Origin of the sequence: Aliiroseovarius conchicola, assembly GCF_041403445.1 — a bacterium.
Lineage (GTDB): Bacteria > Pseudomonadota > Alphaproteobacteria > Rhodobacterales > Rhodobacteraceae > Aliiroseovarius > Aliiroseovarius conchicola.
On sequence record NZ_JBGEHL010000011.1, the window covers coordinates 43,557 to 70,262 of the forward strand.

A 26,706-nucleotide genomic window follows, 5' to 3' on the forward strand; every position below is an offset into this window, starting at 1 on the left:
CTGGAGTAAACCCTTCGCGGTCTTAGGCTCCCATTGCGATCTGTGCGTCAAGTTCAACTGGTTCCGGATCGCGCAACACGTATCCGCGCCCCCAAACCGTTTCAATGTGATTGTCGCCACCAGTAGCTGTCGACAATTTTTTGCGCAGCTTGCAGATGAACACGTCGATGATCTTCAATTCCGGTTCGTCCATGCCACCGTATAGATGGTTCAGAAACATCTCTTTCGTAAGGGTTGTACCCTTCCTGAGCGAAAGGAGTTCCAGCATCTGGTATTCCTTCCCGGTCAGGTGCACAGTTCGCCCTTCCACATCCACCGTCTTCGCGTCAAGGTTGACCGCAATGGGGCCGGTTTTGATAATGGATTGCGAATGACCTTTCGACCGTCTGATGATCGCATGAATGCGCGCAATCAGCTCCTCGCGATGGAAGGGCTTGGTCATGTAGTCATCGGCACCAAAGCCAAATCCCTTAATCTTGTTCTCGGTATCATCCGCGCCAGACAGGATAAGGATGGGCGTTTCAACGCGCGACATGCGCAGTTGCCGTAAAACCTCATGCCCATTCATGTCAGGTAAATTAAGGTCTAAAAGGATCAGATCATAATCATATAGCTTTGCCAGATCGATCCCTTCTTCCCCCAAATCCGTGGCATACACGTTCAGGTTTGCATGGGTCAGCATCAATTCGATGCTACGGGATGTGGTCGGGTCGTCTTCCACCAGAAGGATACGCATTGTCGGGTTCTCCGCTATAAGTTCTTAACGATTGCAAGCAGCATCTCGTCAAATGGTTAATCACCGGTTACCCCTACAGAACTTTTAGCGAAAACAATCTAAGGTTGTCTATACCTTTGTAGTGCTGTTGCCTTCAAAGCGGCCTCTCCGTGGTCAGAAACGGCTCGGATCCACTCTTCCAACTCTTCCTCTGACAACGCATACAAGTCCTGCGCATCCTTATCCGTAATCAAACCAGACAGCACCGCGCGCACAACCGAGGCTTTGCGGCTGGCAACCCAGCGCCTTGTGGTCTTGGGCGGCAGGTCTGCACGTGTCATAATTGATCCATCCGGAAGGGTCACCGCCCGCGGCCCTTCTACTTTCTTGAGATACATTTTCAGCCCTCACTATTGTCCGTGCCGATACTTTGGCGCGTTACGCTTAAAGAGAAGTGAAGCTAGCCCTTGTTGTTCATTAGAATTTTCATATATTCTGTGTCTCTTTTGAAAAGGATTTGTCATGTCCGTCACCACAACCCTCAAGGACACCGCAACCCGGTCGTCCACGCTGAACTCGCTGGGGTTTTCGAAACCACCGGCTGAGACCCGTGTGGTTGTGGCCATGTCGGGCGGTGTCGATAGCTCGGTCGTGGCGGCGATGCTGGCGGATGAAGGCTATGACGTCATCGGGGTCACATTGCAGCTTTATGACCATGGGGCGGCACTGGCCAAGAAAGGCGCATGTTGCGCTGGTATCGACATTCACGACGCGCGGCATGTTGCTGAATCTATGGGGTTTCCCCACTATGTTCTGGACTATGAAAACATCTTTCAGGACGCCGTGATTGAGGAATTCGCCGACAGCTATCTTGGCGGCGCTACACCTGTTCCCTGCATCCGGTGCAACGAGCGGGTGAAGTTCAAGGACCTATTGGAAACCGCCCGTGATCTGGGCGCAGATTGCATGGCCACGGGGCACTATATCCAGCGCGCGACGGGCGCGCATGGGCCCGAGCTTCACGCCGCAGCCGACCCTGCCCGCGATCAGAGCTATTTCCTGTTCTCAACCACGCCAGAGCAATTGGATTACCTTAGGTTCCCATTGGGGCACTTAAAGACCAAGGATGAAACCCGTGCGCTTGCCCGCAAATATGGGCTTGAGGTCGCCGACAAGCCCGACAGTCAGGACATTTGTTTCGTGCCAGACGGCAACTATGCCGGTGTGATCGAAAAACTGCGCCCCGGCGCCGCTGAGCCTGGCGAGATCGTCCACGCCGACGGGCGCGTTCTGGCCACTCACAACGGTGTCATCCATTACACGATCGGACAACGCCGGGGTCTGGGCATTGGTGGCCTGTCAGAACCGCTTTATGTGGTGAAACTCGACGTCGACGCCAAGCAGGTTGTGGTCGGCCCGAAAGAGCTGCTCGCAACCCGAACCGTTCCGGTGCGCGAAATCAATTGGCTGGGTGATGAACCGTTCACGTCCCGCAAGGAATGGCATCTGGGGGTAAAGATTCGTTCGACCCGCCCTGCACGCGAGGCAATCGTTCGTCCGATCTCGGAAACAGAAGCCGAGGTCGAGTTGCTGACACCCGAAGAAGGCGTAAGCCCGGGGCAGGCCTGTGTCTTTTACGATATGGATGGGCCACGTATCTTTGGCGGTGGTTGGATCTGGCGCGGCAACTAAACGGGTTGCTTAGCTTTCAAGCGCCGACAAAACGGCACGGGCCGCTCTCAGGCCCGGTGCTTCTCCACCGCGGCCCAAACGCTCCATGGTCAAGGCCATCGCCTCGTTCTGGGCGGTTGGATCGGCAAGCGTCGCCAACAGCGCTGGCGTGATCTTCTCGGGCGTGCAGTCCGCTCCAAGAAACTCTGGCACCACGCGGGTATCAGAGACCAGATTGACAAGTGTCACGGTGTCGATTTTCAAAAGCCGCCCGATCAGAATTCGGCTGAGCCAGTTCATATCATAGGCGATGACCATAGGCGTCGATGATGCCGCTAGTTCCAGTGATACTGTCCCTGATGCCGCCAGCGCCACATCAGCGGCGCGGAAGGCTGCCCGCTTTTGCTCTGCGTCATCTGCGGGGATAAGGATTGGTTGTATGCGCCAGCGCGTTGTCAGTTCACGCACCAACGAGTCGACGCCCTGCGCGACCGGCAAGACAACCGTCATATTGGGATGCTGCTGTTGCAGCCGATGCAAGCTTTCCTCAAACCTTTCGGCAAGTCGCGTCACCTCTCCGCGTCGTGACCCGGGCAATGCCAGCACCAACGGTCCCTGTCCGATGGCATGCTGGATACGAAATGCCGTGGCCTCTTGTTCTGAGGCCACGGGTTCGGCAACAACCGGATGGCCGACAAAGTCGCAGCCCATTCCTGCAGCTTCCATATAGGGTGGCTCGAACGGCAGAAGGGCCAGCACATTGTCGATCCATTGGGCCATCTTTGTTGCCCGTTTGGGCCGCCACGCCCAGACCGAAGGTGCAACATAATGCACGGTTGGGATGTCATGCCCAAATGTGCGGCCTTCGAGTTCTTCCGATTTGACGATCTTTGCCACGCGCAGACAGAAATCCGGACTGTCGATGGTGATCAGAACGTCGGGATTGGCGGCAATCACGGCCTCGGCGGTCTCGCGGATGCGGCGTTTGAGGTGGAAGTATTTTGGGGCGACTTCTGCGATTCCCATGATCGACAGCTCGGACATCGGGAATTGCGATGACAGCCCCTCTGCCGTCATCGCCACGCCACCTATGCCCAGAAATTCGACATCGCCTGCAAGTTCTTTCAAACCCGCCATCAAGGCCGCGCCCAGCTTGTCGCCCGAGGGTTCGCCTGCGATCAAAAACACCTTCATGGTTTTGATCCGCGGATATCCAGAAACAGATCGTGTTGACGGACCAGTTCCTCGACCCGCGCCTGATCCAACACGATGACGCCGTCAGCGGGGATTACGATGCCACCAATCCCGGCTTTGGCCACTGCCTCGATTGTCTCAGGGCCGACGGTTGGCAGGTCCATACGCTGATCTTGCCCGGGCTTTGGCCGCTTGACGAAAACCCCGCGCGCGCCTTGTTTCAGGTGTTCGGGCGTTTCACCGACAAACCGCAAGAGCGCGTTGGTCCCTTGTATGGTCTCGATCCCCAGACATTGCCCGGCGGCCACCACGGCCCCTTGCGCGATGTCCTCGTGGGCCAATGTATCAAGAATGGACCACGCCCGGTCCGCGTCTTTCATATCCTGGGGACTTGGTGCCCGGCCGATCAACGCCGCCGAGGCTTGTAAGCCAGACGCAATGTCTGTGGCGGATACGACCTGAAACCCCTGTTCTTCAAACACCTCTGCCACAAGTCGCAAAAGCGCGTCATCGCCCTTGCCCAGCACCGCTCTCACACGGGGAAACAGCCCCAACGTCACGCGGTCCATACGCAGGGGGTTTAGTTTGGGACGGTCAACTTTACCGGCAAAGACAACACGGCCAACCCCTGCCCCGCGCATGGTTTTGAAAAGTGCGCCCAGTTTTTCATAGCTGGCATCCGCGTGTTCGTGATCCGCAGGTGGTGACACGTCCACCCCTTTGATTGTTACGAACAGCGCGTCGGGATTGCTGGCCGCAATGCGCTGCGGCAGCTCTCCGGTTCCGGCGACGATGGCAAGGCGGTCGGTCATTAGGTTACCCTATTTCGGGGTCAGAAAGCCGCGATCGCTGTCGCCGGTCACAAAGGCCACCATTTCGCGGACATAAGCACTGTCGGAGCTGTCTTCTAGGGCCGCGGCGCGTTCCTTGAAGGAGCCTTCGCCGTCTTTCAGCGTCTTGAACGCCGCGCGCAGGGCCGAGATTTCGGCCCGCGACACACCACGACGCTTGAGACCTACAAGGTTCAGCCCATCAAGCTCTCCGCGCGGACCTTGCACAAGACCGTGTGGCACCACATCCGCTGTGACCATCGACAGCGCGCCAATGATGGCACCACGACCGATACGTATCCATTGGTGCAGGCCGGACAGACCGCCGACGATGACGTCATCCTCGATCACCACATGGCCGGCGACGGCGACATTGTTGACCAGGATCACGTTGTTGCCGATTTGGGCGTCATGTGCCACATGGCACCCCGCCATGAACAGACCATCATCACCGATCCGCGTGACCAGACCGCCACCCGCTGTGCCGGTGTTCATCGTCACATGTTCGCGAATACGATTGCGTTTGCCGATCACAAGCTTGGTATCTTCACCCGCGAATTTCAGATCTTGCGGGATTTCTCCGATGACAGAAAAGGAAAACACGACCGTCTCGTCACCAATCTCGGTATCACCGGTGACGACAACATGAGATTTCAGTTCCACCCCTGCCCCAAGGCGAACCTGAGCGCCCACAGTACAAAACGGCCCGACACGGCAATTAGGCCCTAACACCGCTCCGTCTTCAACGATGGCACTTGCGTGAACCTGAGCCGTGGGGTCGACGCCCGGATTGGCAGCCATTGGTCAGCCTTTCCCGCCAGTCACATCAATCATCGCCATGAAGGTCGCCTCGCAGGCCAGTTCATCACCTACCATCGCGCGGCCGTCAAATTTCCAGACCTTCGCCCCGCCCCGGATGGTCGTGACGTGAAGCTCCAACACATCACCCGGTACAACCTTGCGACGGAATTTCGCGCTGTCGATGCCCATGAAATAGACTACAGCGCCCGAACCAACGAGCCCAAGCGACAGCGACACCATTACAGCAGAGGTCTGCGCCATAGCCTCGATGATGGTCACGCCTGGCATGATCGGCAGGCCCGGAAAGTGCCCCTGAAAATGAGGCTCGTTCATCGTGACCATCTTGACGCCCTTGGCAAATTCCTTGGCGCGAATATCCTCGACCCGGTCGACCAGCAAAAACGGGTAACGGTGCGGGATACACTCCTGAATTAGCTGAATATCTGCGGTACTGGGCACATCTGACATGGGCTATCGTCCTTTTTCCTCACGCCCTCTCTGGGGCATTGCCACACCTGCCTATCAGTCTGGCCCAATCGAAACAATTGTTATCAGTTGTCAGCAGGCAGCGGCGCATTTGGGGGTGTTGGGGCAACATCATCGGCGGGTGCGGGTAATGTGTTCGTACCACTTACGCCGGCTCCATCATCGGTTGCAGGCGCTTGATTGATAGGGGCGCTGCCATCCCCTAAGACGCTATCAATACGCTGCAGGGCCAATTCCGTAATGTCGATATTCTGGGTTGTCAGCAAAATGGCCCGTTGATCTAGGATGACAACGGCCCCAAGTTCGCGCACCAGTTGACCAAGAACCGGTCCGATCCGTTCGAAAAACTCGGCCTGATCCTGTTCTAACTTGCTCGCAAACTCTTGCTCCCGCGCTGTCGCTTTGACGCGCAATGCCTCAACCTTGGCGTCGAACTCATCAGCGAGTTTGCGAAACGCTTCCGGTGAAAGCTCGGTTTTCTGCTCCGTCAAACGACGTTCTTCGTCACGCAGTTCGGTTTCGACGATTTGATTCTCGGCTCGAATTTGCTGCCGAGCCGTTTCAACGGCTTCCACCACTCGCCGACCATAAATCGTGTCGGAAAACAATCGCTGCCGATCAATCGTCACGATCTGAGAGATCGCCGTGCCAAGATCTTGCGCCGCCGCTCGCGACGGCGCGGTCGCGGTCCCAAACCCCACAATCGACACCATTAGACACGAACTGGCAAAAACAGTGCGTCGCACCGCACCTAGGGCACGGAACGACATTTTACGCTCAATCACGTTAGAACTGCGTCGAGATAGTAAGCTCAAAGTTGTTCTCAACATCGTAATCTTCCTTGGCCAGCACACGCGAGAAGTTGAACCGCAACGGGCCAATCGGCGTTGTCCAGAAGATCGACGCACCGACCGACGACCTTAGATAGGCTTTGTCGTCAATTTTCCCGCCCAGCGTGTTGTCGAGGCCCCACAATGTGCCTGCATCCAAGAACAGACCACCTGAAATGCCGTACTCTTCCGGTAAACCAAGCGGAAACTGTGCCTCAAGCCGGGCGACAGCATACTTATTGCCTCCCAGAGCATCCCGGTTCACGACCGTCAGATCGCGAGGCCCAACTCCGTTGGTCGCAAACCCGCGCAACTGGGAGGGTCCAAGGCGGAACCGGTCAGTGATCAGCGAGGATGCGCCATTCAGGCTGTGCAATACGCCGCCCTCAACCGTAGCGGTGAGGGTGACCTGATCATTCCAGACTTTGGTCTGCGCCTGCGCGAGCGCCGTGGCTTTGGCATACTGATAGTCAGAACCAAAACCGCCAACGTCACCGTCGAACTGCAAGCGTACACCCCGGTTCGGGTCAAGCCCCGTACTACGAGTGTCATAAGTGACGGTAAAGCCAACCCCAGCCCCAATTTGGCGGCCGCGCGCTTCTTCCTCTTTCAAGACAAGCGAACTGTCCGTTGAGACATCAGTGATCTCCCCACCATCCGCAAACACCCGCAAACCGAGACGGGAATATTCACTGATCGGAAACGACAGCGACGGGCGAACAGCGAAGGATCGACTGTTGAAGAAGGCGGATGAATAGGCCGTTTCCTTATAGAAAGCCTCAAATCCCAACTCTAGATCACGATCTAAGAAGGCTGGTTCCGCGAATTTAAACGAGAAATTCGACGTATCCTGGCCACTTTGATAGCTGAAACTGATGAATTGACCACGACCCAGGAAGTTGCGTTCCTTAAAAGCGATGTTCAGGCCAAAACCGTTCTCCAGGCTATAAACACCGCCGAAGCTCAGCGATCCGGTGGGAGCTTCTTCGACATCAACATCAATCACGACTTTGTCCGGAGACGACCCTTCGCGTGCCTCGACATTGGCGTTTGAAAAGAAGCCAAGTGCACGAACACGTTCGGAGGCTTCGCGAATTTCACGCGGATTAAACGGGTCACCCTCGACGGTGGTAAACTGATCGCGAACGACGCGATCCAGCGTTGTTGCGTTACCTTCGATGTCAATCCGTTCGACAATGATCCGGGGGCCACGCACCAGAGCGAGTTCGAAATCAAGCGTGCGATTGCGTTCGTTGCGTGTCACGCGCGGCTCAACCCGGACGAAATCAAGACCGTTACGGATCGCGAGACGTTCCATCCGCGCAATCGCGTTTTCCAATAGTGCCGGGCTATAGACAACACCCGAACGCAATTTGTTGGCGGCCTGATAGTCCGCAGGATTCACATCCGGCAAATCAGTGGTCGTGGTGATGTTACCAAATCTGTATTGCTGGCCTTCCTGCACACTAAACGTAATGAAGAATGCATCACGTGCACGCGAGAACTCGCTGGTAACGCCTGTAATTTTGAAATCAACGTAGCCCCGCGACTGATAAAAATCTGTCAGCACACGTTTGTCGAACTCGATCCGTTCGGGCACATAGCTGTCGGCTTGAATAAGCGCTCGTAAGATCCCGGCCTGCTTGGTTTGAAGAACACGACGAAGCCTGCGATCCGAAAATGCACGGTTGCCGACGAACGAAAGACGCTCCACCTCAACATTTTTGCCCTCGACAACCTCATAGACCAGATCGACGCGATTGTTTGAACGCCGGATGATTTTGGGCGTGACCTCCGCTGCCAGCCTGCCCTGCGCTTGATAAAGCTCGGTGATTGTCTGGACATCAAGCTCGGCGTTTGTGGGGCTGTAAACCTGACGAGGCTTGGATTTTAAAAGCGGCGTAAAGACGTTGTCTTTCACCTTTCGATTGCCTTCGACCGAGACGACATTGATCGTGGGATACTCGCGCACTTTCACCACGAGGGTATTGCCGCGTGGCAGAATTTCGACATTCTCGAAAAGACCAGAGCCGACAAGACGTTGATAGCCGTCATTCAGTTGGGCGGCCGACACGACCTCACCTTGTCCGATTCCCAGATAGGACATGATGGTCGCGGCCTCGATCCGCTGCGTGCCTTCGATTTCAATCCGCTGAAACGAATAAGCCTGCGCCGTCGCCAGTTGCGGCACTGTGACCGTAACCCCGGAAATCGCTAGGAAAATTGCCAGTCCACTGCTGGCCATCAATTGTTTTGCGCTGAAAATCGCCCCTTGGAAACGGTTGCTGCTCAACCCCGTATCAAATGCCATTGTGTATACTTTCTTAAGACATCCCAGTGTCAATCTGGATAAGGGGTTGTCGCGGTCTTGTCAAAGCGCGAAGCCAGAGTTTTCCCACCACGCAAAACGCTGCCATTTGCGCGTACAGACATTAATGCAAACACCGTAGGGATCACGTCTGCGGATGCCCATCAGAAACCCAACAAAAAAACCCGCACGCGAAAGTCTGCGGCGGGTAGGTCACTCGATGCGTTTCATGTCAATTCGGGGTGATTGGGGCCGGCACGACTGGACGGCCGGGCCGCATAATACGTGCAATCAGAAAAGCGTGCTTAGCGCGACGCTTGCTCCAAGTGCGGCCATGATGCCGCCAGCAAAAAGAACCCGGTCAAGATTAAGGTCGATCAATACCGCCAGTCCGGTTGATCCTCGTTGCACAGTAGACATGCGTTCACTCCATCGTTGACCGAAACGGCCCTAACTTTTTGCTACTAATCAATTGCGGCACCAGAACTTCAGAAATAAGGCGAAATTGTGGCGCGCCGTGCAATCGGCGCCTCCAAGGTTCTTATTGAGAGATCAAGGGCAGAAAAGATCGTTGGTCACACCAAACAGCATCAACGACAACACCAGCGCAAGACCAATGGCCAGCAGCACGTTCAGAACACGGTCAGAAGGCTTTTTACCCGTTACGGCCTCCCAACCAAAGAACACCAGATGGCCGCCGTCCAGAACCGGGATTGGGAAGAGGTTAATCAGTCCAATGGCTGTGGACAGCATGGCAATGAAGCTGATGAAGCTGGTCGTGCCCAAAGACGCCGCCTGCCCCGAGACTTGCGCGATACCAATCGGTCCCGACAGATTGCAGCTGGAAATGGCGCCAGTGATCATGTGCCAAAGCCCCGACAGACTGGACTGGATAATATAGACCACACGGTCGGCCCCTGCGCTCACACTTTCCCAAAGGCCGGGTGTGCGGGTGGCAGGCTCAAACACCATGCCTGAGGTAATGCCAATCAGCCATCGAGTTTCGAACCCGCCATCGGCGCTGGGGATGTCTTGTCGGCGCGGTGTCAACGTGACATCCAGCGGCGATCCATCGCGCACAATGCCAAGTGTCATAGGCGCACCGTCGCCAGACACCACGATTTCGCGCAGCGCATTAAAGGTCGGTACGGATGTACCGTCGACCGTGGCGATGAAGTCGCCTTCTTGCAGACCCGCATCGATTGCGGCGGACTTTGGACTAACTGATCCGACCAAAGGCGGGAACGGATGGGTGCCTGTCAGGCCTACAACTTCGTCGCCCCGGCGCACTTGATACTCGACCAAAGCGGTGTCGGGCAGGTCTTCAATCAGGGTGCTGAACGCGGCCAGTGGTGGTGTCTCGATCCCGGCAATGGACAAGATCTCATCTCCGGATTGAAGCCCCTCCTCCATTCCGGGTACGTTCAACGGCGTCGCCACCGACAATGGGTCGCGCGCCACGCCGGTCGACAGCGCAAGACCTGCAAAAATGATCACCGACAGGATGAAGTTAAAGATCGGCCCCGCGGCGACCGTTGCCGCCCGCGCCCAAAGCGGTGCACCGTGCATGGTGTGGCGTTGCTCTTCTTGGGTCATTGCCGACATCGCGTCGTCATCGGCCCCGCCCGATGCCGCATTGGCATCACCGCGAAATTTCACATAGCCGCCAATAGGTAAGGCGGCGATCTGCCACTTGGTGCCGTGCTTGTCCATACGCGACACCAATGTCGGTCCCATCCCGATCGAAAAGACATCCGCCTTGATCCCAGACCAGCGCCCAACAATGTAATGGCCGTATTCGTGGACCGCGACAATCACCGTCAGAGACGCAAGGAAGGCCAATATCGTGAAAACGATATTGCCGAAATCGGGAAGCAACCCGGTCAATTCCATGGGATGTCTCTCCTGCTTTTCTCGTTGGTCCGCTTATGGGCGGGCATTGATGATATTTTGTGCGGCCTCACGTGCCATTTGGTCTGCGGCGCGCACATTATCAAGGGTCATCGCGGCGTGAACCAAGCTCACGTCCGCGTCAAGCTTATTCAGAACTTTTTCCACGACGACCGCCATGTCCATGAAACCCAAACGACCATCTATGAACGCATCTAGCGCGGCCTCTTTCGCGGCATTGAAGACAGCACCCGTTAACCCACCAGCCGCCATGACCTCGCGCGCAAGTCGCAAGGCTGGATAGCGTGCGTCGTCAGGCGTTTTAAACTGAAGCGTGGCGATCTTGGCCAAATCGAGTCGTTCGACCGGAAGCTCGCGCCGTTCCGGCCAATGCAGCGCATAGCCGATCGCGTGGCGCATATCAGCAGGGCCTAAATGCGCCATCAGCGCGCCGTCATTGAAACCGACCAGCGCGTGAACAAGGCTTTGGGGGTGGACCAAAACCTCGATCTGGTCAGGGGATACGTCAAAAAACTCTTTTGTTTCTATCACTTCAAGGGCTTTGTTGAACATGGATGCGCTGTCGATTGTGATCCGTTGCCCCATATCCCAATTTGGATGTGCGCTGGCTTCGGCCAGTGTAGCACTGGCCAGTTTGTCCATGGGCCAGTCGCGAAACGCGCCGCCAGAAGCCGTAATAATCACACGCTCAACGGCTTGGATATCCTCGCCCACCAACCCTTGAAATACGGCCGAATGCTCACTGTCGACAGGAAGAATTCGCGCGTGGTGCGCGTCAGCCGTAGCCTTGATCAACGGCCCGGCGGTTACAAGGCTCTCCTTGTTTGCCAAGGCGAGCGTCGCTCGGGCCTCTAACGCGCGCAGACCGGGCAGCAAACCAGCAGCACCGACAATAGCGGACATGACCCAATCGACGGGACGTGTGGCGGCCTCCTCAATCGCGGCCGCACCGGCGGCGGCTGCTATCCCGGAACCTGATAGCGCAGCCCGCAAGGCAGGCAGATTCGCGTCATGGGCAGTGACGGCGATGTCAGCCCCCAAACGGATTGCATCTTTTGCCAGCAATTCAACATTATGCCCGCCTGTTAAGGCGACAACGTCGTAGGCATCGGGATCGCGCGCAATCAGGTCTATCGTGGACTGTCCAATCGAACCGGTTACCCCAAAAACGGACACACGTCGCGGAGTGTTCGCCGTCATCGACTCTGCCCCTACCCGGCCACGAAAAATAAGGCAGAGATACCTGATAAGATCATCAATGCCCCAGCCGCGCCAATCATGGCATCGAACCGATCCAACACACCACCGTGGCCCGGGATCAGGTGAGAGCTGTCCTTGACCCCAATCTTACGTTTGATCGCGCTTTCAATGATATCACCCATTTGTCCGGCAAACGCGATCAGGGGGGCAAACAGCGCCTCTGTCGGGGTAAACACGCCCTGATACGCAGCCACCAAACCAACCAGCAAGGCGCCGACCCATCCGGCCACAGTCCCTGACCATGTTTTCTTGGGGCTGACGCGCGGCCAGAACTTAGGCCCACCCACGATGCGGCCGACGAAGTAGCCAGCAACATCCGAAACGATGATGATCAAGATGAACCAGATTAAAAGGACGCTTGGACCAAGTGCCATGAAGCCATAACCCGCAAGCATGATCAGCAAGCAATACCCAAAGAACAACGCTTTGTGTTGCTTGATTAATATCGTGCCGATGATCGGTGGAATAAACAGTTCTAATGTCCGGTACGAGATAAAGTCGCGCAGAAAATCGCCCCCATCGAATCCATATGTTCCGAACACCACCGATGCAGCAGCAAGCACGCCCAAAGCCACATAGGTAGATTGGTCGTCTGGTTGCAGCAAGCGTGCGAACTCGCCCACACACAGGCCGATGACCACTGCGATCATGATCAGGTAATAGGGATTGCCCATCGCAATATCCACGACCGCAATCGCAGCCATCACGATCGCAGACAGAACGCGTGGCAGCAGGTCAGACCATTTGGCGGAAAGCTTGTTTTGTATCATATGGCGGTTATGGCATTCACGCGACCCGCCCTCAAGCCGTTGCGTGCACTCGACGCCCACGTATCGACGCCGTGGCGAAAAAGCCGCGCTGATTAGAGGGTGTCATATTACTCGGCAGCTGTCTCAACCGCGCCAAAACGGCGTTCACGTCCAGCGAAACGGTCGACGACCTCTCCGAACACCTCGGCGGTGAAATCCGGCCAGAGCGTGTCGATAAATTCGTATTCTGCATAGGCTGACTGCCACAGAAGAAAGTTCGAAATTCGCGCCTCTCCCGAGGTGCGGATGACCAAATCAGGATCCGGTAAAACGCAAGTATCTAAATAGCTTGTAAGCGTTTGCTCATCTACGCTATCGGGATCCAGACTGCCGGCAGCAACATCAAGTGCCATAAGACGCGTGGCGCGTGCCACTTCATCGCGCCCACCATAGTTCAGTGCGATGGTCAAATGTACCCGGTCATTGCCACTGGTCATTGTCTCGAGTTCGTTCATCAACGAAATCAGCTTTTTATCGAGCCGCATGCGGTCACCGATAAATCGCACGCGCACGCCTTCGGCCAGCAATGCACGTGCTTCTTTCTGAATATAGCGGCGAAACAAGCTCATCAAACCGGTGACTTCGGTTTGGGTGCGCTTCCAGTTCTCCGTTGAGAACGCAAAAATCGTGACGTATTTCACGCCGAGATCTGGACAGGCTTCGACAATTTCGCGCACGCGTTTCGCGCCCGCATGGTGCCCAAAAAGACGAGGTTTTCCACGGCTTTGCGCCCAGCGACCGTTGCCATCCATGATGATGGCAACGTGATTGGGGGACTTGCCCACCATCGCGCTGTCATTTGCCGTTTTTCTGCCCATTCTTATGCCCAATTCCAAATACAGTGTAACAAATTGCCCGTTTTCGGGTCAAACCTGCATGATCTCTTCTTGTTTTGTCTCAAGCGCCTTGTCGACATTTCCGACGAATTTGTCAGTCAGGCTTTGAACTTCATCATGCCAGAACTTGTGATCATCTTCACTCATTCCGTCATTTTTCGCCTTTTTAAGCTGTTCCATGCCATCGCGACGCACATTTCGCACAGAAACACGCGCGTTTTCAGCATATTGCGCAGCAACGCGGGTCAATTCGCGACGACGTTCTTCGTTCAGTTCGGGGATCGGCAGCATAATGATGGTGCCGTTAAGCTGTGGATTGATACCAAGACCACTTTCGCGGATCGCCTTCTCAACCGCACCAACCATGCTTTTGTCCCAAACATTGATGGTCACCATGCGTGGCTCTGGCACATTCACGGTGCCGACCTGATTGATGGGAGTGCGTTGGCCATAGGCCTCTACCTGGATCGGATCAAGCATCGAAGCCGAGGCTCGCCCGGTACGCAGTGATGCAAATTCTGTCTTCAACGATCCGATGGCCCCGTCCATCCGGCGTTCCAGATCATCCATATCCAGTTCAAATTCTTCGTTGGCCATCCTGTGGCATCCCCTTGTCTTTGCGCCGGTTCAACCAGGCGTCGTAAGTCCGGTATAACGCCACCACCTATCTATTGTATAGGTCCGGTATTTCCGACGGTGACGCGTGTTTCAACACTGGGCGGAAATTCGCCCCAGATACATACGGCACAGGTGGTGTCAGTTACCAACCCGTGTGTATGTGCCTTCGCCTGCTAATATCCCTCTGAAACCGCCGGGTTCGTCCAGCGAGAAAACGATAATGGGTAAGTTGTTGTCGCGCGCAAGTGCGATGGCCGACGCATCCATGACCCCCAACCGTTTGGCAAGCACGTCGTCATAGGACACCGTGTCATATCGTACAGCATCGTCATTCTTGACCGGGTCTTTATCATAGACCCCATCGACCTTAGTGCCCTTGAAGATCGCCTCGCAAGTCATTTCGTTTGCTCGCAAAGTTGCCGCTGTATCGGTGGTGAAATACGGATTTCCCGTGCCTGCAGCGAAGATGCAAACACGGTTCTTTTCAAGGTGGCGCACGGCCCGCCTGCGGATATAGGGCTCACAAACCTGATCCATCGGAATGGCCGAGATGACGCGCGTGAACACCCCCAACCCCTCAAGTGCGGATTGCATCGCCAAAGCGTTCATGACTGTGGCCAACATTCCCATATAGTCTGCGGTGGTCCGTTCCATCCCTTGAGCCGAACCTTGCAGCCCGCGGAAGATGTTTCCGCCGCCGATCACCATGCAGATCTCGACGCCCATATCATGGACGGATTTGACCTCTTGCGCGATGCGTTCAACGGTGGGTGGGTTCAGTCCGAACCCTTGATCCCCCATCAGCGCTTCGCCTGAAATTTTCAACATGACACGTTTGTAGGTCGGTTGCGGGATGTCGGAAGCGCCTGTCTCTGCGCCCTCGCCCGTAACCACTGAGGCCTGATCACTCATCGGTTGCCACTCTCTGGTTGTCGTGATTGTGTTGGCGCGCAAGATGACCGATTGACGATGAATATTCAATGCGCGATCCGCCTTGGCGCAGAAAAAAGACAACGACGCAGGCCTTACGCCGAGATATTTAGGGACCCAATGCCAAACTCTGCCCATGACATTTCCGAAACCGCCCGTTCGGTCGCCGCAGATCAGCCCGTTTTGATCGCGGGGGCAACGGCCTCGGGCAAATCGGATCTGGCGCTTGCAATTGCCAAGATGTCGGGCGGTGTGATCGTGAATGCCGATGCGCTGCAGGTGTTTTCCAACTGGCGCGTTCTGACCGCGCGCCCGTCTCCTGAGGACGAAGCGCAGGCGCCCCACAGGCTTTACGGACATATTCCGGGCACACAGAGCTATTCGGTTGGCCATTGGTTGCGCGAGGTTGCGGAAATTCTTCAAGGCAATCAACGCCCTATCATTGTGGGTGGGTCGGGTTTGAATTTGACCGCCCTAACAAATGGGCTGGCCGACATCCCCCCGACCCCCAAAAGCGTCCGCGTGAAAGGTGAAGTTTTGCTGGCTGCCGAAGGGATGCCGGCCCTGATCTCGGACCTTGATGCAGATACATGTGCACGCATTGACCTAAACAACCCCGCGCGCGTCGCCCGGGCCTGGGAAGTGCAGAAAACCACCGGGCGAGGCCTAGCAAGCTGGCAGGATGAAACGCCTCCACCACTGTTAGACCTGACCGACGCGCGTGCTTTTCACCTTCATGCAGACCGAGATTGGCTGCGCGACCGGATCGCCCTGCGGTTTGATCATATGCTTGAGCAAGGTGCGTTAGACGAGGCCCGTGCCAACCTGGCCTCCTGGAACCCTAAAGATCCCAGCGCCAAGGCCATAGGCGCGCCAGAACTGATCGCGCATCTTCAAGGCCTGTTATCGATCGACGAGGCACGCACGCGCGCGATCATTGCCTCACAGCAATATGCCAAGCGACAACGCACTTGGTTCCGAAAGCAGATGCGAGACTGGGAAGTGATTCCCCTGCCCTGATGCCTTACGCGCCACATCCCGCAATCCTGCATCAAACGAATTACCCGCCGCCACTGCACCCTAAGCGTGTAATATTGATCAATCTGCGAATATCCGCCCTATTGTCCACGCCAATCTGTGCACAAACTGTGGATAACCCGGCCCATAAAAAAAGCGTGAGACAGGATCACGATTTTAGTTTACCCCTATTGCATTCACAGTTTTCTGCTCGTTTCTGCCATCCGATAGACCCTATGACCCAAACCGCTGATTTTTCGTCGCCCTTTCGTGTTATGCCACTTGCTCGCTTGGGCAACGGGGGGCGATGGCGCACAGAAGCCATGCGTTCATATGGTGCGCCAGTGCTGCTATGGTTCACGCGTGGTCAGGGCCGGATCACTGTTAACGGCGTAACCGCCGGCTATGGCCCCCATAATTGTATTTTTCTGCCCGCTGGCACCATGCATGGGTTTGAGATGTCGACCCAAGTCACCGGCACAATCGTTGTATTTCCACAAGGCTGCGAGACCGAGCTTGCCCTGCCCGAAGACGCCATACACCTGCGTTTGCGTGAAGCAGACAAACAGATGGAATTGAACGGGCTTGTCGATGACCTACAACGCGAGATGGAGAAATCAACACCTCGCGCCCAACGCGCCATGATGTGCCATGCAGGGCTTTTGTCGGTTTGGTTGGAACGCCAACTGGTCGGCACAAAAATTGACCCGGCCGATGCATCCACCAGCGGTCGGCTGGTCAATGCCTATACAGCTCTGGTCGAACAAGATTTTCATTCGGCGAAAACTGTCCGTGACTATGCTGCCAAGCTCGGGGTAACTCCGACCCATCTCAGCCGCGTGTGTAACCGGACATGCGGGCGCCCTGCTTCGGCGATCCTGCAAGACCGCATCCATTACGAGGCTCGTCGCCTGCTGACCGAAACGCATATTCCGATCAAAGATATCGCTTCGTCTTTGGGCTTCGCCTCGGCCGCCTATTTCACACGGGCTTTTCAAAAGCAAACCGGTAGAACCCCGTCGGCTTTCCGCAAAGGCGGTTAAGACATCCAATATCCGGATCATTGACCCGTTAGTCACGCCACTGAGCTGCTAAGTTCTGCTTTTCACTTTTCGTTGCATTTGCAACGACTTTATGTTACCTCCTTCGCAAAGGGAGGATCAACATGAAGATCGAACAAATCCACCATGTCGCCTATCGCTGCAAGGACGCAAAGGAAACCGTTGAATGGTATGGGAAAATGTTGAACATGGACTTTGTTCTGGCAATCGCCGAAGACCACGTTCCTTCGACCCACGAACCTGACCCATACATGCATGTCTTTCTGGATGCCGGCAATGGTAATGTGCTGGCCTTTTTTGAGTTGCCGACCAAGCCAGAAATGGGCCGTGATCAGAACACGCCAATCTGGGTTCAGCACATCGCATTTAAAGTGAAAGATCGCGATGAGCTTATTGAATTCAAAGAACATCTTGAGGAAAATGGCGTGGACGTTCTAGGCGTCACCGATCACTCTATCTTTCATTCGATCTACTTCTTTGACCCCAACGGACATCGGGTTGAGCTGGCCTGCCCGGACCCGCAGGAAGACGCCATGCTTGCACGGATGGACGATGTTAAATGGGACATGCTCAATGAATGGTCCAAGACAAAACGCGCGCCCAAACACGCTGAATGGCTGCATAAACGGGAATTGTCCGGGGTGGAATAGGACGACCATTCGGCCTAGTTTGTGAGCACCTCTTTAAGGATGCACGCAAATGAACTCTGACCGCTTCGCCCCCCTGCCCACGCCACCCTACTATGCCGTCATATTCACCAACCAGCTGACCGATATGGCGCAGGGGTATGAAGCGATGGCAGACAAAGTTTTCGAACTTGCGCAATCGCAACCCGGCTATCTGGGGGCTGAAAGCACGCGTGATACGTCGGGCTTAGGGATAACCGTGTCGTACTGGGCCGACGAAGCGGCAATTCAATCTTGGAAAGCGGTATCAGAACATCTGATTGCGCAAAAAATGGGGATCGAGCGATGGTATGCCCATTATCACCTGCGCGTCGCCAAAATCGAACGGTCCTATTCTGGACCAATTGGTCGCGCTGTCTAAACCCTAACTTCCCAAAATCGCGCGCACATAGCCGCGCGTTTCTTTATAGGGCGGCACACCGGAATACTTCTGCACAGCCCCCGGTCCGGCATTATAAGCCGCAAGCGCAAGACGCCATGACCGGAACCGATCATATTGCTGACGCAAGTAACGCGCACCGCCTTCCAGGTTTTGCGCCGGGTCGTGCGGGTTCACGCCAAGCTTGCGTGCAGTAAATGGCATAAGTTGGGCCAAACCGATTGCACCTTTATGGCTACGTGCCCGTGCATTCCATCCGCTTTCCTGCTGCACTAGGCGCAAGAACAAGTCTTGCGGGATGCCGTGCTTACGCGCAGCAGATTTGGCCAATGCCAAATACTCGCCTTTGTATTTCCCCGAGAACGACGGAATACCATAGCTTGGTACTGCGCCCTTGTTAGGGGTCAGGCGCACACTGCCAGCATATTGCTGGGCCGCGCGACTATCCAATACCTGAGTTTGAGCGCCAAAGGCTGCCTTACCGCCAGAACTGGAAAAAAGGCTTTCCGCAACGCCCGCCCCACCCAGGGAGGAAAGACCCGCGGCAAAGATCAGAAATGTAGCTCGTGGCTTCGAAAATAAACTGCGCGACATCGCTGTCCCCCAAAATCCTTGAGCGCAATATAGGCAAGAATACCGGCCACGAAAAGGGGGCAGTCGATCTGCACCTTCGTTGATGCCTCCAATCCCTGCCCCGCATCCCCGGTTTTCCGATTTCTTCCCACCCCGGACATGGTGTAACCATGTATAAACTTACAGAATCGAAAGGACGACGGATGGCGGGTTCGCTTAACAAGGTCATGCTGATTGGCAATCTGGGCGCTGACCCGGAAGTGCGCAATTTCCAGAACGGCGGCAAAGTGTGCAACCTGCGCATCGCAACGTCCGAGACATGGAAAGACCGCAACACCGGCGAACGCCGGGAACGGACAGAATGGCATTCGGTCGCCGTGTTTTCAGAAGGATTGGTGCGCGTATGCGAGCAATACCTGCGCAAGGGCTCCAAAGTTTTCGTTGAAGGCAAGCTTCAGACCCGCAAGTGGCAGGACCAATCGGGTAATGATCGCTATTCGACCGAAGTGGTGCTGCAAGGCTTTGGGTCGACCCTGACCATGTTGGACGGCCGTGGCGAAGGCGGCGGCCAAGGTGGCGGAAGCTATGGCGGCGGCAACCAAGGCGGCTATGGCGGCGGTGACCCCGGACCTGCACCAGCAGGCGGTGGGTTCGACGACGAAATCCCGTTCTGATCACAGGCCAGTTTAAACAACGCAGCCGTCCCATGGGGCGGCTGTTTTCGTTTTAACCTATGAAAGGGTAGCTAGCGCGCCGCCAGCGCATCATCCAGCACGCCGCGCACGACCGACAGGTCCACGTCGTCGGCGACGAACGCGTCACCAATCGAACGCGCCAGAATAAAGCGAAGCTTGCCCTGTTCGACCTTCTTGTCCTGCCCCATCAGTTCCAGCAGGCCCGGCGCATCGGGCAGGTCTCCGTCGATGTCGGACAGATCTTTCTTCATACCCATCGCGCTAAGGTGTTGACGGAACCGTGACGGGCTTTCCTGAGAAAGAAGCCCCAGCCGGGCGGACGTCTCAAACGCCAACGCACAGCCAATGGCAACGCCTTCACCATGAAGCAGCCGATCAGAGTAGCCAGTCGCCGCCTCTAAGGCGTGACCGAAGGTGTGACCAAGGTTCAATAGCGCACGATCGCCCTGCTCGGTCTCGTCGCGCACAACGATATCGGCTTTCATCTGGACCGACCGGCGCACGGCCTCTTCCCGCAGCGCTGTGTCGCCCGTTGCCAAGGCGGGCCCGTTGGTTTCAAGCCATTCGAAGAATGCCCCGTCACCCAGCCCGCCATATTTCACAACCTCGCCGTAACCGGCCAGGAAGTCGCGTTTCGTCAGGGTGCCAAGTACGTCAATATCAGCCAATACCAGACTGGGTTGGTGAAACGCTCCGATCAAGTTCTTGCCCTGCGGCGCGTTGATCCCAGTCTTGCCGCCAACCGAACTATCAACTTGCGCCAAGAGCGACGTGGGCACCTGCACAAATCGTACGCCGCGCCGCAAGATCGCCGCAGCAAAACCGACCAAATCGCCGATCACACCACCGCCGAAGGCAATGACGATATCCTTGCGTTCAACCTTTTGATCAAGCAGCCATTCGACCGTTTGCGTAAGATAAGGCCAGCTTTTTGTGGCTTCACCCGCAGGCAGGATCAGCGCCTCATTGGCAATGTCGGCATCGGCCAATCCGTCTTGCAGCGCGGCCAAATGCAGCTTGGCCACATTGGCTTCGGTAACAATCCAAACCTTGGGTCTGTTCAAAAGCGGCGCGACTTCTTCCCCTGCACGACTGATCAGACCGGACGCAATGCGCACATCATAAGCGCGCGTGCCAAGCGGGACGTGAACAATGGTCATGTCAGACCTCCTCTAGCACATCGGGGCGCTGCTGAAGCGCGTTCAGGACCGCATCCGCCATGTCTGGAATGGTGTAGTCCGGCCGTGCCTCGACAGCGATATCGGCCGCCGCATAGATTGGCACGCGTTTGTTGTAGATTTCAGCCAACGTCGCCTTGGGGTTCGGCGTGCGCAGCAATGGGCGGGTGTCTTTGTGCTTCACCCGGTTCCACAAAAGCTCCAGGTCAGCCTTTAACCAGACGGCAACCCCACGTTCCGCAATCATGGTGCGGTTGCGCGCGGCCATGAAAGCACCGCCACCGGTCGACAAGACAGCCCTTTTGGTATCCAGAAGACGCCCGATCACTTCTGTTTCACGGTCCCTAAAGAAATCTTCGCCATCCCGTTCGAATATTTCGGCGATCGACATATTGGCCGCGCGTACAAGCTCTTCATCGCTGTCCAGAAATGGGACGCCCAGCTGGTCAGCCAACGCTTGTCCTATCGCGGTTTTCCCCGCGCCCATCATGCCAACCATGACAATGGATTTCTTCAAAATGAATGCCAAATTGGCGCTCGCTTGCTCAATTTCAGATTTCTTTCCTGAATGGCGTGATCTTCTGGGAAATGCTATATATAAAATCAAACAAAACACCACTTGAGGCAGAAAATGGGTGGAAAAACATGCTGATCCGCTTGATCAAGCTTATCTTATTCCTTGCGATCGTCGGCTTGATTGGCTTGACAGGGTTCTCTTTTCTTGGGGATATGGCCCCTAGGACCGCACCGCAAAGCAGCACTGTGACATTGGATGGTGGCTGACACGCCAAGTTCAAATTCTCTTAGGCGAACCGTTTTTCGAAGCGGGGCTATCGTGTGCGCGATCGCGTTTTCGGCCACTTTGGCCTTGGCACAATCTGCAGAGGGTACGCGCCCCTTGTCAGCCATTGACTGGTTGTCAGACAGCATCGCTTTGCCCCCGCCATCGTCAGACAACGCCATTCTTCCGCCGTCCCAGACCGAACCAGCAACAAGCTCTGGCGCGTCCGTAGCCGAGGTTACGATGACCTTGCTTGAGATGCCGGTGCTGGATGCCGTCGGCCTTTTGCCTAAAAATGTGACCGGCCTGTCACGTGATCTTTGGGGCATGTCACGCCCCGATGATCTGGCGCGCCGCATCCGCGCGTTGGACGTAGATCTGCTGCCCTCTATGCAGAACCTTCTGATGCGCCTTATGCTGGCCGAACTTGATCCGCCCAAAGGCGCCAGCGCTGGCGAAGACCGCCTGTTTCTGGCGCGTGTGGATCGACTGCTCACCCTTGGAGCCTTGGATCACGCCGAGGCTTTGTTGGCACGTGCGGGGTCGGTGAACCCCCGGGTGTTCCGGCGTGCGTTTGATACGGCCTTGTTGCTGGGAAACGAAGATCAGCAATGCACCACCCTGCGCGCCACCCCAGATCTCAGCCCCACCTTCACCGCGCGCGTCTTTTGCCTTGCCCGCAGCGGCGATTGGGACGCGGCTGTCCTGACTTTGGAAACCGGGCGCGCCCTTGGTTATATCAGCGATGCGGACGACGCGCTTTTGGCACGGTTTCTAGACCCCGAGCTGTTTGAGGGTGAGCCAGAGCTTTCCCACCCCGCGCAGCCCTCGCCCCTGACCTTCCGCATGTTCGAGGCCATAGGCCAACATATCGACACCTCATCCCTACCCCTGGCCTTTGCGCAATCTGATCTGCGCGCCAATATTGGCTGGAAAGCACGAGCTGAAGCCGGCGAACGGTTGGCGCGCGTGGGTGCCGTTACCGATAACCAGCTATTAGGGCTCTACTCTGAGCGCAAACCCGCCGCGTCCGGCGGTATCTGGGACCGGATGAGCGCTGTGCGCGATCTGGAACGCGGCTTGGCCAAGAAGGACAACGCAAAGCTGTCTGGTGCCGTTATGGCCCTGTGGCCCCGGCTGGAGGAAAGCGGGCTTGAGGTCCCCTTTGCGCAGATTTTTGGTCCACAGCTTGCGGCCCGCGCACTTGACGGCAAAGCAGGTGACATCGCTTTGCGCCTTGGCCTGCTGTCCGATGACTATGAACAGGTGGCGGCAAAGGTCATTACCACCCCCGCCAAGCCACGCGCGGCCGTTTTGCTGGCGATTGCGCGCGGCGATACAGATGATGTGGCCCCAATCGATGCGCGAACCCGCGCTGTGCTGGACGGCTTTACTGCGACGACCATTCCTGCACGCCTTCATTCACTGGTCGAACAAGACCGCATGGGCGAAGCCATCCTGCGCGCCATTTCGCTTTTCACCAGCGGCAGCCACGGCGATCTGGACGAAGTAACAGACGCCATCGCCTTTTTCCGTCAGGTCGGGTTAGAGCAGGTCGCGCGCCAAGCCGCCCTTGAATTCCTGATCCTTGAGAGACGCGGATGAACGCCGATCACGCCCGCTGGATTTCATCATTCTTAGAGGCTCAGGCGGCTGAACTTGATGCCTCGGAAAATACGCTGCTGGCCTATGGGCGCGACCTGAAAGGCTTTGCTGAGTTTGCCGATGACAAGTCCCTCGATTTCGCCGTTGTCTCCCGCGCAGACATCGAGGCATTCATGGTCGATTGCGACACGATGGGACTTGCCCAGTCTACCCGTGCGCGCAGGCTGTCTGCCATCAAACAGCTTTACCGCTTTGCCTACGAAGAAGGTTGGCGCGACGATAACCCGGCCCTGAAAATCAAAGGTCCGGGCCGTGAAAAGACATTACCGAAAACGCTTAGCGAAGTTCAGGTCGGCGCGCTTCTGTCCGCGGCCCAAGAACATGGTCGCACCGATGCAGACCGTTCGCGCAATGTGTGCTTGATGGAGTTACTCTACGCCACTGGCATGCGCGTGAGCGAGCTTGTGACCCTGCCGGTCGCCGCTGCCCGCGGTGACCCGCGGATGCTTTTGGTCAAGGGCAAGGGCGGGAAAGAGCGCATGGTTCCGCTGTCTGATCCTGCCCGGGATGCACTTGCGGATTGGCTTGAGCATCGTGACGAGGTGGAAGAAGAAGCGCGTGTGAAGACCGGTGCCAAACCGTCATCTTTTCTGTTTCCTTCAACCGGCAAGTCCGGCCACCTGACGCGGCACCGGTTTTATGGGTTGATCAAAGAACTGGCGGTCAAGGCTGGTGTGTCCCCCGATGCCGTGACCCCGCACCGACTGCGCCACGCCTTCGCCACCCATCTGTTGGCGCATGGGGCTGACCTGCGGTCGATACAGACCTTGCTGGGACATGCCGACGTCTCGACAACCGAGATCTATACGCATGTGTTGGAAGAGCGCCTGAAAGAGCTGGTTCTGACCCACCACCCTTTGGCTGACCCGGATTAGCCAGTCTAAGCCGTTTATTTGCTATACATTGCTGCAAAGACAGGCTATGCGCGCCCCTTGGGCATGACTATGACCGTGACTGCGGCCATCCACCCCCTGCCCCACGCGACACACGCCACCACAACAACAGAATTGATCGCCCCGTGAAAAACCTTATCTCCGACGCGCTGAACGAACGCGGTTACGACACGCTGACACAGGTGCAAACCGCTGTCTCTGCCCCCGAATTGGAAGGTGCGGACCTTTTGGTCTCGGCCCAAACTGGGTCGGGGAAAACTGTCGGGTTCGGATTGGCGATTGCCCCGGTATTGCTGGGCGAGGACGACACTTTTGGCCCAGCTTCAAGTCCACTTGGGCTGGTGATTGCGCCGACCCGCGAGCTGGCGTTGCAGGTCAAACGCGAGCTGATTTGGCTGTTTGCAAAGACAGGCGCAACTGTGGCGTCCTGCGTTGGCGGCATGGACATGCGGGACGAACGTCGCGCATTGGCGCGCGGCGCGCATGTTGTTGTCGCAACCCCCGGTCGTTTGCGCGACCACGTCATGCGCGGCTCGATCGATCTGACGGCACTGCGTAGCGTTGTTTTGGACGAAGCGGACGAGATGTTGGACCTGGGCTTTCGCGAAGATCTTGAGTTCATTCTGGACGAAACGCCCAAGGATCGCCAAACCCTGTTGTTCTCTGCCACCGTTCCCAAAAGCATCGCCACACTGGCGGAACGCTATCAGAAAGACGCGCAGCGCATCACCACAGTGGCCGAGAAAAGCCAACACAGCGATATCCAGTATCGCGCCATGGCCGTCGCGCCGCGTGATGGGGAAAACGCCATCATCAACGTGCTGCGGTTCTTTGAGGCCCCCAACGCCATTATTTTCTGCAACACCCGCGCCATGGTAAGTCGTTTGGCGACGCGTTTGTCGAACCGTGGCTTTTCGGTTGTGGCGCTGTCAGGCGAACTGACGCAAAACGAACGCTCCAACGCATTGCAGTCCATGCGTGACGGGCGGGCGCGCATCTGCGTTGCCACCGATGTGGCTGCGCGCGGGATCGACCTGCCAAAGCTTGATCTGGTGATCCACGCAGAACTGCCAAACAACCACGAAACGCTTCTGCACCGGTCTGGTCGCACGGGCCGCGCCGGGCGCAAGGGCGTCAGCACACTGATCGTACCGCCCTCGTCGCGAAAAAAGGCCGAACGCCTGTTGCGGTTTGCCAAACTGAACGCCGAATGGGGCGCTGCGCCCACCGCGCAAGAAGTTCATGCTGAGGATCAAAAACGTATCTTCGCAGATGACATCTGGACACAAGAACCCACAGCGAATGAAGTTGCCTTGGCCGAAGAACTGGTTGAGAAGTTCACACCAGCGCAACTGGCGACCGCCTATTTGAACCTTTACCACTCGGCCCACACAGCCCCCGAGGAGCTGTCTGCAGCGAACTCCAAACCAGAAAAGCGCGAGCCGTTTGGTGCCAGTGTCTGGTTCACCCTTGCCAAAGGGCGCGACAAAGGTGCCGATCCGCGCCACCTACTGCCCATGCTATGTAAGGCAGGCAACATCACCAAAAATGACATCGGTGCGATCCGCATTCAGGATGATAAATCCTATTTTGAGATCAAGCAAACCCAGCTTGATGGGTTCCTGAAAACCCTTGGATCGGCGATGGCGATCGAGGGGTTTGCCGTTGAACAACTGGCAAACGCTCCAGATTTAGCCCGCATCGGCGGTGGTAAACCGAACTACAAGGACAAGCCCCGCAAGTTTGACAAGCCTGACGGAGAGGCCCGTAAACCTCACCGCAAGGGCCCGCCAAAAGATCGTGCGCCCGATGGGCAAAAGAAGAACCCGAAGTATAAGTGGAAAGACGATACCGAGGTTCACCGCCCCATAAAGGGTACTGTAAAAGGTTCGGGCAAAGGCCCGGCGAAACCCAACGACGAAGAGCGCAAGCCACGTAAGGCTAAAAAACCCGCAGGAGACAGTCCCAAATCGCACAAAGCGGCGGGCGCGGATGGCTATTCTAAAAAAGGGCCTCCGCCTCCCAAGGGGAAATCCTCGAGTAAGAAGAACAAGGCTCGGGCTGCGGCAAAAGCCATCGCAAAGGCCAAAGGTGGTGACAGCGCGCCAAAGCGTCGGAAAGGTTAACGAAGGGTCAGCGCAGGTGGTAACGAGGTTGCATAGCGTCCCGTTCCGGCCCTAAGCTTGGCCCCACCCAATAACGAGGACCACCTGAAATGAGCTTTCTTGCAACTCTCCTGATCCTGCTGATCGCCGCGCTGCACGCCTATATCCTGTGGTTTGAAATGTTCGCCTGGGAATCCCGTGGCCCGAAGATTTTTCGGCAGTTCGAACGCGAGATGTTTCCCAAAACCAAGACGATGGCGGCCAATCAGGGGCTTTACAACGGGTTTCTGGCGGCTGGGCTGATCTGGTCGCGGCTGATTGGTGATCCCGCTTGGGCGTTCAATGTGGCGCTGTTCTTCCTTGCCTGCGTGTTGGTCGCAGGCGTCTACGGGGCGGCGACAGCGTCGAAACGCATCCTCTATGTCCAGGCTTTGCCAGCTGCCATCGCTATTCTGGTGCTGCTCGTAAGCTAAG

At 56.5% G+C, this 26,706-nt stretch carries 28 protein-coding genes; 10 read left to right on the plus strand and 18 right to left on the minus strand.

The annotated features are described in order from the left end of the window. Nucleotides 1–22: 22 nt before the first annotated feature. Nucleotides 23–736 carry a response regulator transcription factor CtrA gene (ctrA, locus tag V6N04_RS15420; RefSeq protein WP_371171087.1) on the minus strand — a complete coding sequence of 238 codons (714 nt, stop codon included), beginning with the start codon at nt 734–736 and terminating at the stop codon, nt 23–25. 98 nt (nt 737–834) lie between these two features. After that, nucleotides 835–1,113, minus strand: a complete 279-nt coding sequence (gene sciP / locus V6N04_RS15425; protein WP_371171088.1) for a CtrA inhibitor SciP — start codon at nt 1,111–1,113, stop codon at nt 835–837. A 124-nt stretch (nt 1,114–1,237) separates the two neighbouring features. Between sciP and mnmA the strand changes: the two genes are divergently transcribed. Beyond that, on the plus strand, nt 1,238–2,407 hold the full coding sequence (gene mnmA, locus V6N04_RS15430) for a tRNA 2-thiouridine(34) synthase MnmA (RefSeq protein WP_371171089.1): 1,170 nt from the start codon (nt 1,238–1,240) through the stop codon (nt 2,405–2,407). A gap of 9 nt (nt 2,408–2,416) precedes the next feature. Here mnmA and lpxB read toward each other — a convergent pair whose 3' ends face one another. From lpxB to pyrH, 13 genes are all read right to left on the minus strand, one after another. Continuing rightward, complete coding sequence (gene lpxB, locus V6N04_RS15435) at nt 2,417–3,580, minus strand: lipid-A-disaccharide synthase (protein ID WP_371171090.1); 1,164 nt, start codon at nt 3,578–3,580, stop codon at nt 2,417–2,419. After that, nucleotides 3,577–4,392 (minus strand): LpxI family protein, encoded by an 816-nt coding sequence (locus V6N04_RS15440; RefSeq protein ID WP_371171091.1) that lies wholly within the window; start codon nt 4,390–4,392, stop codon nt 3,577–3,579. The genes lpxB and V6N04_RS15440 overlap by 4 nt, the downstream gene beginning before the upstream one ends. Before the next feature lie 9 nt (nt 4,393–4,401). Then, nucleotides 4,402–5,211 carry an acyl-ACP--UDP-N-acetylglucosamine O-acyltransferase gene (lpxA, locus tag V6N04_RS15445; RefSeq protein ID WP_371171092.1) on the minus strand — a complete coding sequence of 270 codons (810 nt, stop codon included), beginning with the start codon at nt 5,209–5,211 and terminating at the stop codon, nt 4,402–4,404. A 3-nt stretch (nt 5,212–5,214) separates the two neighbouring features. Beyond that, entirely contained in the window at nt 5,215–5,679 is a 465-nt protein-coding gene (fabZ, locus tag V6N04_RS15450; RefSeq protein ID WP_371171093.1) for a 3-hydroxyacyl-ACP dehydratase FabZ, read from the minus strand. Between the two features lie 83 nt (nt 5,680–5,762). Further along, entirely contained in the window at nt 5,763–6,467 is a 705-nt protein-coding gene (locus tag V6N04_RS15455; protein WP_371171094.1) for an OmpH/Skp family outer membrane protein, read from the minus strand. 16 nt (nt 6,468–6,483) lie between these two features. Then, nucleotides 6,484–8,838 carry an outer membrane protein assembly factor BamA gene (bamA, locus tag V6N04_RS15460; protein WP_371171095.1) on the minus strand — a complete coding sequence of 785 codons (2,355 nt, stop codon included), beginning with the start codon at nt 8,836–8,838 and terminating at the stop codon, nt 6,484–6,486. A gap of 288 nt (nt 8,839–9,126) precedes the next feature. Beyond that, nucleotides 9,127–9,255: a hypothetical protein gene (locus V6N04_RS15465; protein WP_371171096.1), complete on the minus strand. Its 129-nt coding sequence runs from the start codon at nt 9,253–9,255 to the stop codon at nt 9,127–9,129. 132 nt (nt 9,256–9,387) lie between these two features. Beyond that, nucleotides 9,388–10,728, minus strand: a complete 1,341-nt coding sequence (gene rseP, locus V6N04_RS15470) for an RIP metalloprotease RseP (RefSeq protein WP_371171097.1) — start codon at nt 10,726–10,728, stop codon at nt 9,388–9,390. Nucleotides 10,729–10,761: 33 nt separating this feature from the next. Beyond that, the gene (gene dxr, locus V6N04_RS15475; protein ID WP_371171098.1) at nt 10,762–11,946 is read right to left on the minus strand and encodes a 1-deoxy-D-xylulose-5-phosphate reductoisomerase; all 1,185 of its coding nucleotides are present in this window, start codon (nt 11,944–11,946) and stop codon (nt 10,762–10,764) included. An 11-nt stretch (nt 11,947–11,957) separates the two neighbouring features. Beyond that, on the minus strand, nt 11,958–12,836 hold the full coding sequence (locus V6N04_RS15480) for a phosphatidate cytidylyltransferase (RefSeq protein WP_371171099.1): 879 nt from the start codon (nt 12,834–12,836) through the stop codon (nt 11,958–11,960). A 47-nt stretch (nt 12,837–12,883) separates the two neighbouring features. Beyond that, nucleotides 12,884–13,633 (minus strand): polyprenyl diphosphate synthase, encoded by a 750-nt coding sequence (uppS, locus tag V6N04_RS15485; RefSeq protein WP_371171100.1) that lies wholly within the window; start codon nt 13,631–13,633, stop codon nt 12,884–12,886. Between the two features lie 48 nt (nt 13,634–13,681). After that, entirely contained in the window at nt 13,682–14,248 is a 567-nt protein-coding gene (gene frr / locus V6N04_RS15490) for a ribosome recycling factor (protein ID WP_371171101.1), read from the minus strand. Nucleotides 14,249–14,407: 159 nt separating this feature from the next. Then, the gene (gene pyrH / locus V6N04_RS15495; RefSeq protein ID WP_371171102.1) at nt 14,408–15,181 is read right to left on the minus strand and encodes a UMP kinase; all 774 of its coding nucleotides are present in this window, start codon (nt 15,179–15,181) and stop codon (nt 14,408–14,410) included. Nucleotides 15,182–15,319: 138 nt separating this feature from the next. On the opposite strand from pyrH, the gene miaA reads away from it, so the two are divergent. The 4 genes from miaA (at nt 15,320) to V6N04_RS15515 (ending at nt 18,324) form a co-directional block, all read left to right on the plus strand. Beyond that, nucleotides 15,320–16,219 carry a tRNA (adenosine(37)-N6)-dimethylallyltransferase MiaA gene (miaA, locus tag V6N04_RS15500; protein WP_371171103.1) on the plus strand — a complete coding sequence of 300 codons (900 nt, stop codon included), beginning with the start codon at nt 15,320–15,322 and terminating at the stop codon, nt 16,217–16,219. 233 nt (nt 16,220–16,452) lie between these two features. Then, nucleotides 16,453–17,259 carry an AraC family transcriptional regulator gene (locus V6N04_RS15505; RefSeq protein WP_371171104.1) on the plus strand — a complete coding sequence of 269 codons (807 nt, stop codon included), beginning with the start codon at nt 16,453–16,455 and terminating at the stop codon, nt 17,257–17,259. Between the two features lie 122 nt (nt 17,260–17,381). After that, nucleotides 17,382–17,927: a VOC family protein gene (locus V6N04_RS15510; RefSeq protein WP_371171105.1), complete on the plus strand. Its 546-nt coding sequence runs from the start codon at nt 17,382–17,384 to the stop codon at nt 17,925–17,927. Between the two features lie 49 nt (nt 17,928–17,976). Continuing rightward, the gene (locus V6N04_RS15515; protein ID WP_371171106.1) at nt 17,977–18,324 is read left to right on the plus strand and encodes an antibiotic biosynthesis monooxygenase family protein; all 348 of its coding nucleotides are present in this window, start codon (nt 17,977–17,979) and stop codon (nt 18,322–18,324) included. A 3-nt stretch (nt 18,325–18,327) separates the two neighbouring features. Here V6N04_RS15515 and V6N04_RS15520 read toward each other — a convergent pair whose 3' ends face one another. Continuing rightward, nucleotides 18,328–18,936, minus strand: coding sequence for a lytic transglycosylase domain-containing protein (locus V6N04_RS15520; RefSeq protein ID WP_371171107.1), 609 nt, complete (start codon nt 18,934–18,936; stop codon nt 18,328–18,330). 182 nt (nt 18,937–19,118) lie between these two features. Between V6N04_RS15520 and ssb the strand changes: the two genes are divergently transcribed. After that, a complete protein-coding gene (gene ssb, locus V6N04_RS15525) occupies nt 19,119–19,589 on the plus strand; it encodes a single-stranded DNA-binding protein (protein ID WP_371171108.1) in 471 nt (156 codons plus the stop codon). 71 nt (nt 19,590–19,660) lie between these two features. Here the strand turns inward: ssb and aroB are convergent, their stop codons facing one another. Together aroB and V6N04_RS15535 are read right to left on the minus strand one after the other, a co-directional pair. Continuing rightward, the gene (gene aroB / locus V6N04_RS15530) at nt 19,661–20,770 is read right to left on the minus strand and encodes a 3-dehydroquinate synthase (RefSeq protein WP_371171109.1); all 1,110 of its coding nucleotides are present in this window, start codon (nt 20,768–20,770) and stop codon (nt 19,661–19,663) included. A gap of 1 nt (nt 20,771) precedes the next feature. Next, entirely contained in the window at nt 20,772–21,338 is a 567-nt protein-coding gene (locus tag V6N04_RS15535) for a shikimate kinase (RefSeq protein WP_371171137.1), read from the minus strand. 285 nt (nt 21,339–21,623) lie between these two features. Here V6N04_RS15535 and V6N04_RS15540 point away from each other — a divergent pair, with 285 nt between their 5' ends. The 4 genes from V6N04_RS15540 to V6N04_RS15555 all read left to right on the plus strand — a co-directional run bounded on the left by V6N04_RS15540 (nt 21,624) and on the right by V6N04_RS15555 (nt 26,705). After that, nucleotides 21,624–23,174, plus strand: a complete 1,551-nt coding sequence (locus V6N04_RS15540; protein WP_371171110.1) for a hypothetical protein — start codon at nt 21,624–21,626, stop codon at nt 23,172–23,174. Beyond that, nucleotides 23,171–24,109: a site-specific tyrosine recombinase XerD gene (locus V6N04_RS15545; protein ID WP_371171111.1), complete on the plus strand. Its 939-nt coding sequence runs from the start codon at nt 23,171–23,173 to the stop codon at nt 24,107–24,109. The genes V6N04_RS15540 and V6N04_RS15545 overlap by 4 nt, the downstream gene beginning before the upstream one ends. Before the next feature lie 143 nt (nt 24,110–24,252). Beyond that, nucleotides 24,253–26,253: a DEAD/DEAH box helicase gene (locus V6N04_RS15550; protein ID WP_371171112.1), complete on the plus strand. Its 2,001-nt coding sequence runs from the start codon at nt 24,253–24,255 to the stop codon at nt 26,251–26,253. Nucleotides 26,254–26,342: 89 nt separating this feature from the next. Continuing rightward, a complete protein-coding gene (locus V6N04_RS15555) occupies nt 26,343–26,705 on the plus strand; it encodes a DUF1304 domain-containing protein (RefSeq protein ID WP_371171113.1) in 363 nt (120 codons plus the stop codon). Nucleotide 26,706 lies beyond the last annotated feature (1 nt).

Bases quoted from the DNA above. Each gene is read 5' to 3' on its own strand.
- ctrA (WP_371171087.1), bottom strand. From the start codon at position 736: ATGCGTATCCTTCTGGTGGAAGACGACCCGACCACATCCCGTAGCATC.
- sciP (WP_371171088.1), bottom strand. From the start codon at position 1,113: ATGTATCTCAAGAAAGTAGAAGGGCCGCGGGCGGTGACCCTTCCGGAT.
- mnmA (WP_371171089.1), top strand. From the start codon at position 1,238: ATGTCCGTCACCACAACCCTCAAGGACACCGCAACCCGGTCGTCCACG.
- lpxB (WP_371171090.1), bottom strand. From the start codon at position 3,580: ATGAAGGTGTTTTTGATCGCAGGCGAACCCTCGGGCGACAAGCTGGGC.
- V6N04_RS15440 (WP_371171091.1), bottom strand. From the start codon at position 4,392: ATGACCGACCGCCTTGCCATCGTCGCCGGAACCGGAGAGCTGCCGCAG.
- lpxA (WP_371171092.1), bottom strand. From the start codon at position 5,211: ATGGCTGCCAATCCGGGCGTCGACCCCACGGCTCAGGTTCACGCAAGT.
- fabZ (WP_371171093.1), bottom strand. From the start codon at position 5,679: ATGTCAGATGTGCCCAGTACCGCAGATATTCAGCTAATTCAGGAGTGT.
- V6N04_RS15455 (WP_371171094.1), bottom strand. From the start codon at position 6,467: ATGTCGTTCCGTGCCCTAGGTGCGGTGCGACGCACTGTTTTTGCCAGT.
- bamA (WP_371171095.1), bottom strand. From the start codon at position 8,838: ATGGCATTTGATACGGGGTTGAGCAGCAACCGTTTCCAAGGGGCGATT.
- V6N04_RS15465 (WP_371171096.1), bottom strand. From the start codon at position 9,255: ATGTCTACTGTGCAACGAGGATCAACCGGACTGGCGGTATTGATCGAC.
- rseP (WP_371171097.1), bottom strand. From the start codon at position 10,728: ATGGAATTGACCGGGTTGCTTCCCGATTTCGGCAATATCGTTTTCACG.
- dxr (WP_371171098.1), bottom strand. From the start codon at position 11,946: ATGACGGCGAACACTCCGCGACGTGTGTCCGTTTTTGGGGTAACCGGT.
- uppS (WP_371171100.1), bottom strand. From the start codon at position 13,633: ATGGGCAGAAAAACGGCAAATGACAGCGCGATGGTGGGCAAGTCCCCC.
- frr (WP_371171101.1), bottom strand. From the start codon at position 14,248: ATGGCCAACGAAGAATTTGAACTGGATATGGATGATCTGGAACGCCGG.
- pyrH (WP_371171102.1), bottom strand. From the start codon at position 15,181: ATGAGTGATCAGGCCTCAGTGGTTACGGGCGAGGGCGCAGAGACAGGC.
- miaA (WP_371171103.1), top strand. From the start codon at position 15,320: ATGCCAAACTCTGCCCATGACATTTCCGAAACCGCCCGTTCGGTCGCC.
- V6N04_RS15505 (WP_371171104.1), top strand. From the start codon at position 16,453: ATGACCCAAACCGCTGATTTTTCGTCGCCCTTTCGTGTTATGCCACTT.
- V6N04_RS15510 (WP_371171105.1), top strand. From the start codon at position 17,382: ATGAAGATCGAACAAATCCACCATGTCGCCTATCGCTGCAAGGACGCA.
- V6N04_RS15515 (WP_371171106.1), top strand. From the start codon at position 17,977: ATGAACTCTGACCGCTTCGCCCCCCTGCCCACGCCACCCTACTATGCC.
- V6N04_RS15520 (WP_371171107.1), bottom strand. From the start codon at position 18,936: ATGTCGCGCAGTTTATTTTCGAAGCCACGAGCTACATTTCTGATCTTT.
- ssb (WP_371171108.1), top strand. From the start codon at position 19,119: ATGGCGGGTTCGCTTAACAAGGTCATGCTGATTGGCAATCTGGGCGCT.
- aroB (WP_371171109.1), bottom strand. From the start codon at position 20,770: ATGACCATTGTTCACGTCCCGCTTGGCACGCGCGCTTATGATGTGCGC.
- V6N04_RS15545 (WP_371171111.1), top strand. From the start codon at position 23,171: ATGAACGCCGATCACGCCCGCTGGATTTCATCATTCTTAGAGGCTCAG.
- V6N04_RS15555 (WP_371171113.1), top strand. From the start codon at position 26,343: ATGAGCTTTCTTGCAACTCTCCTGATCCTGCTGATCGCCGCGCTGCAC.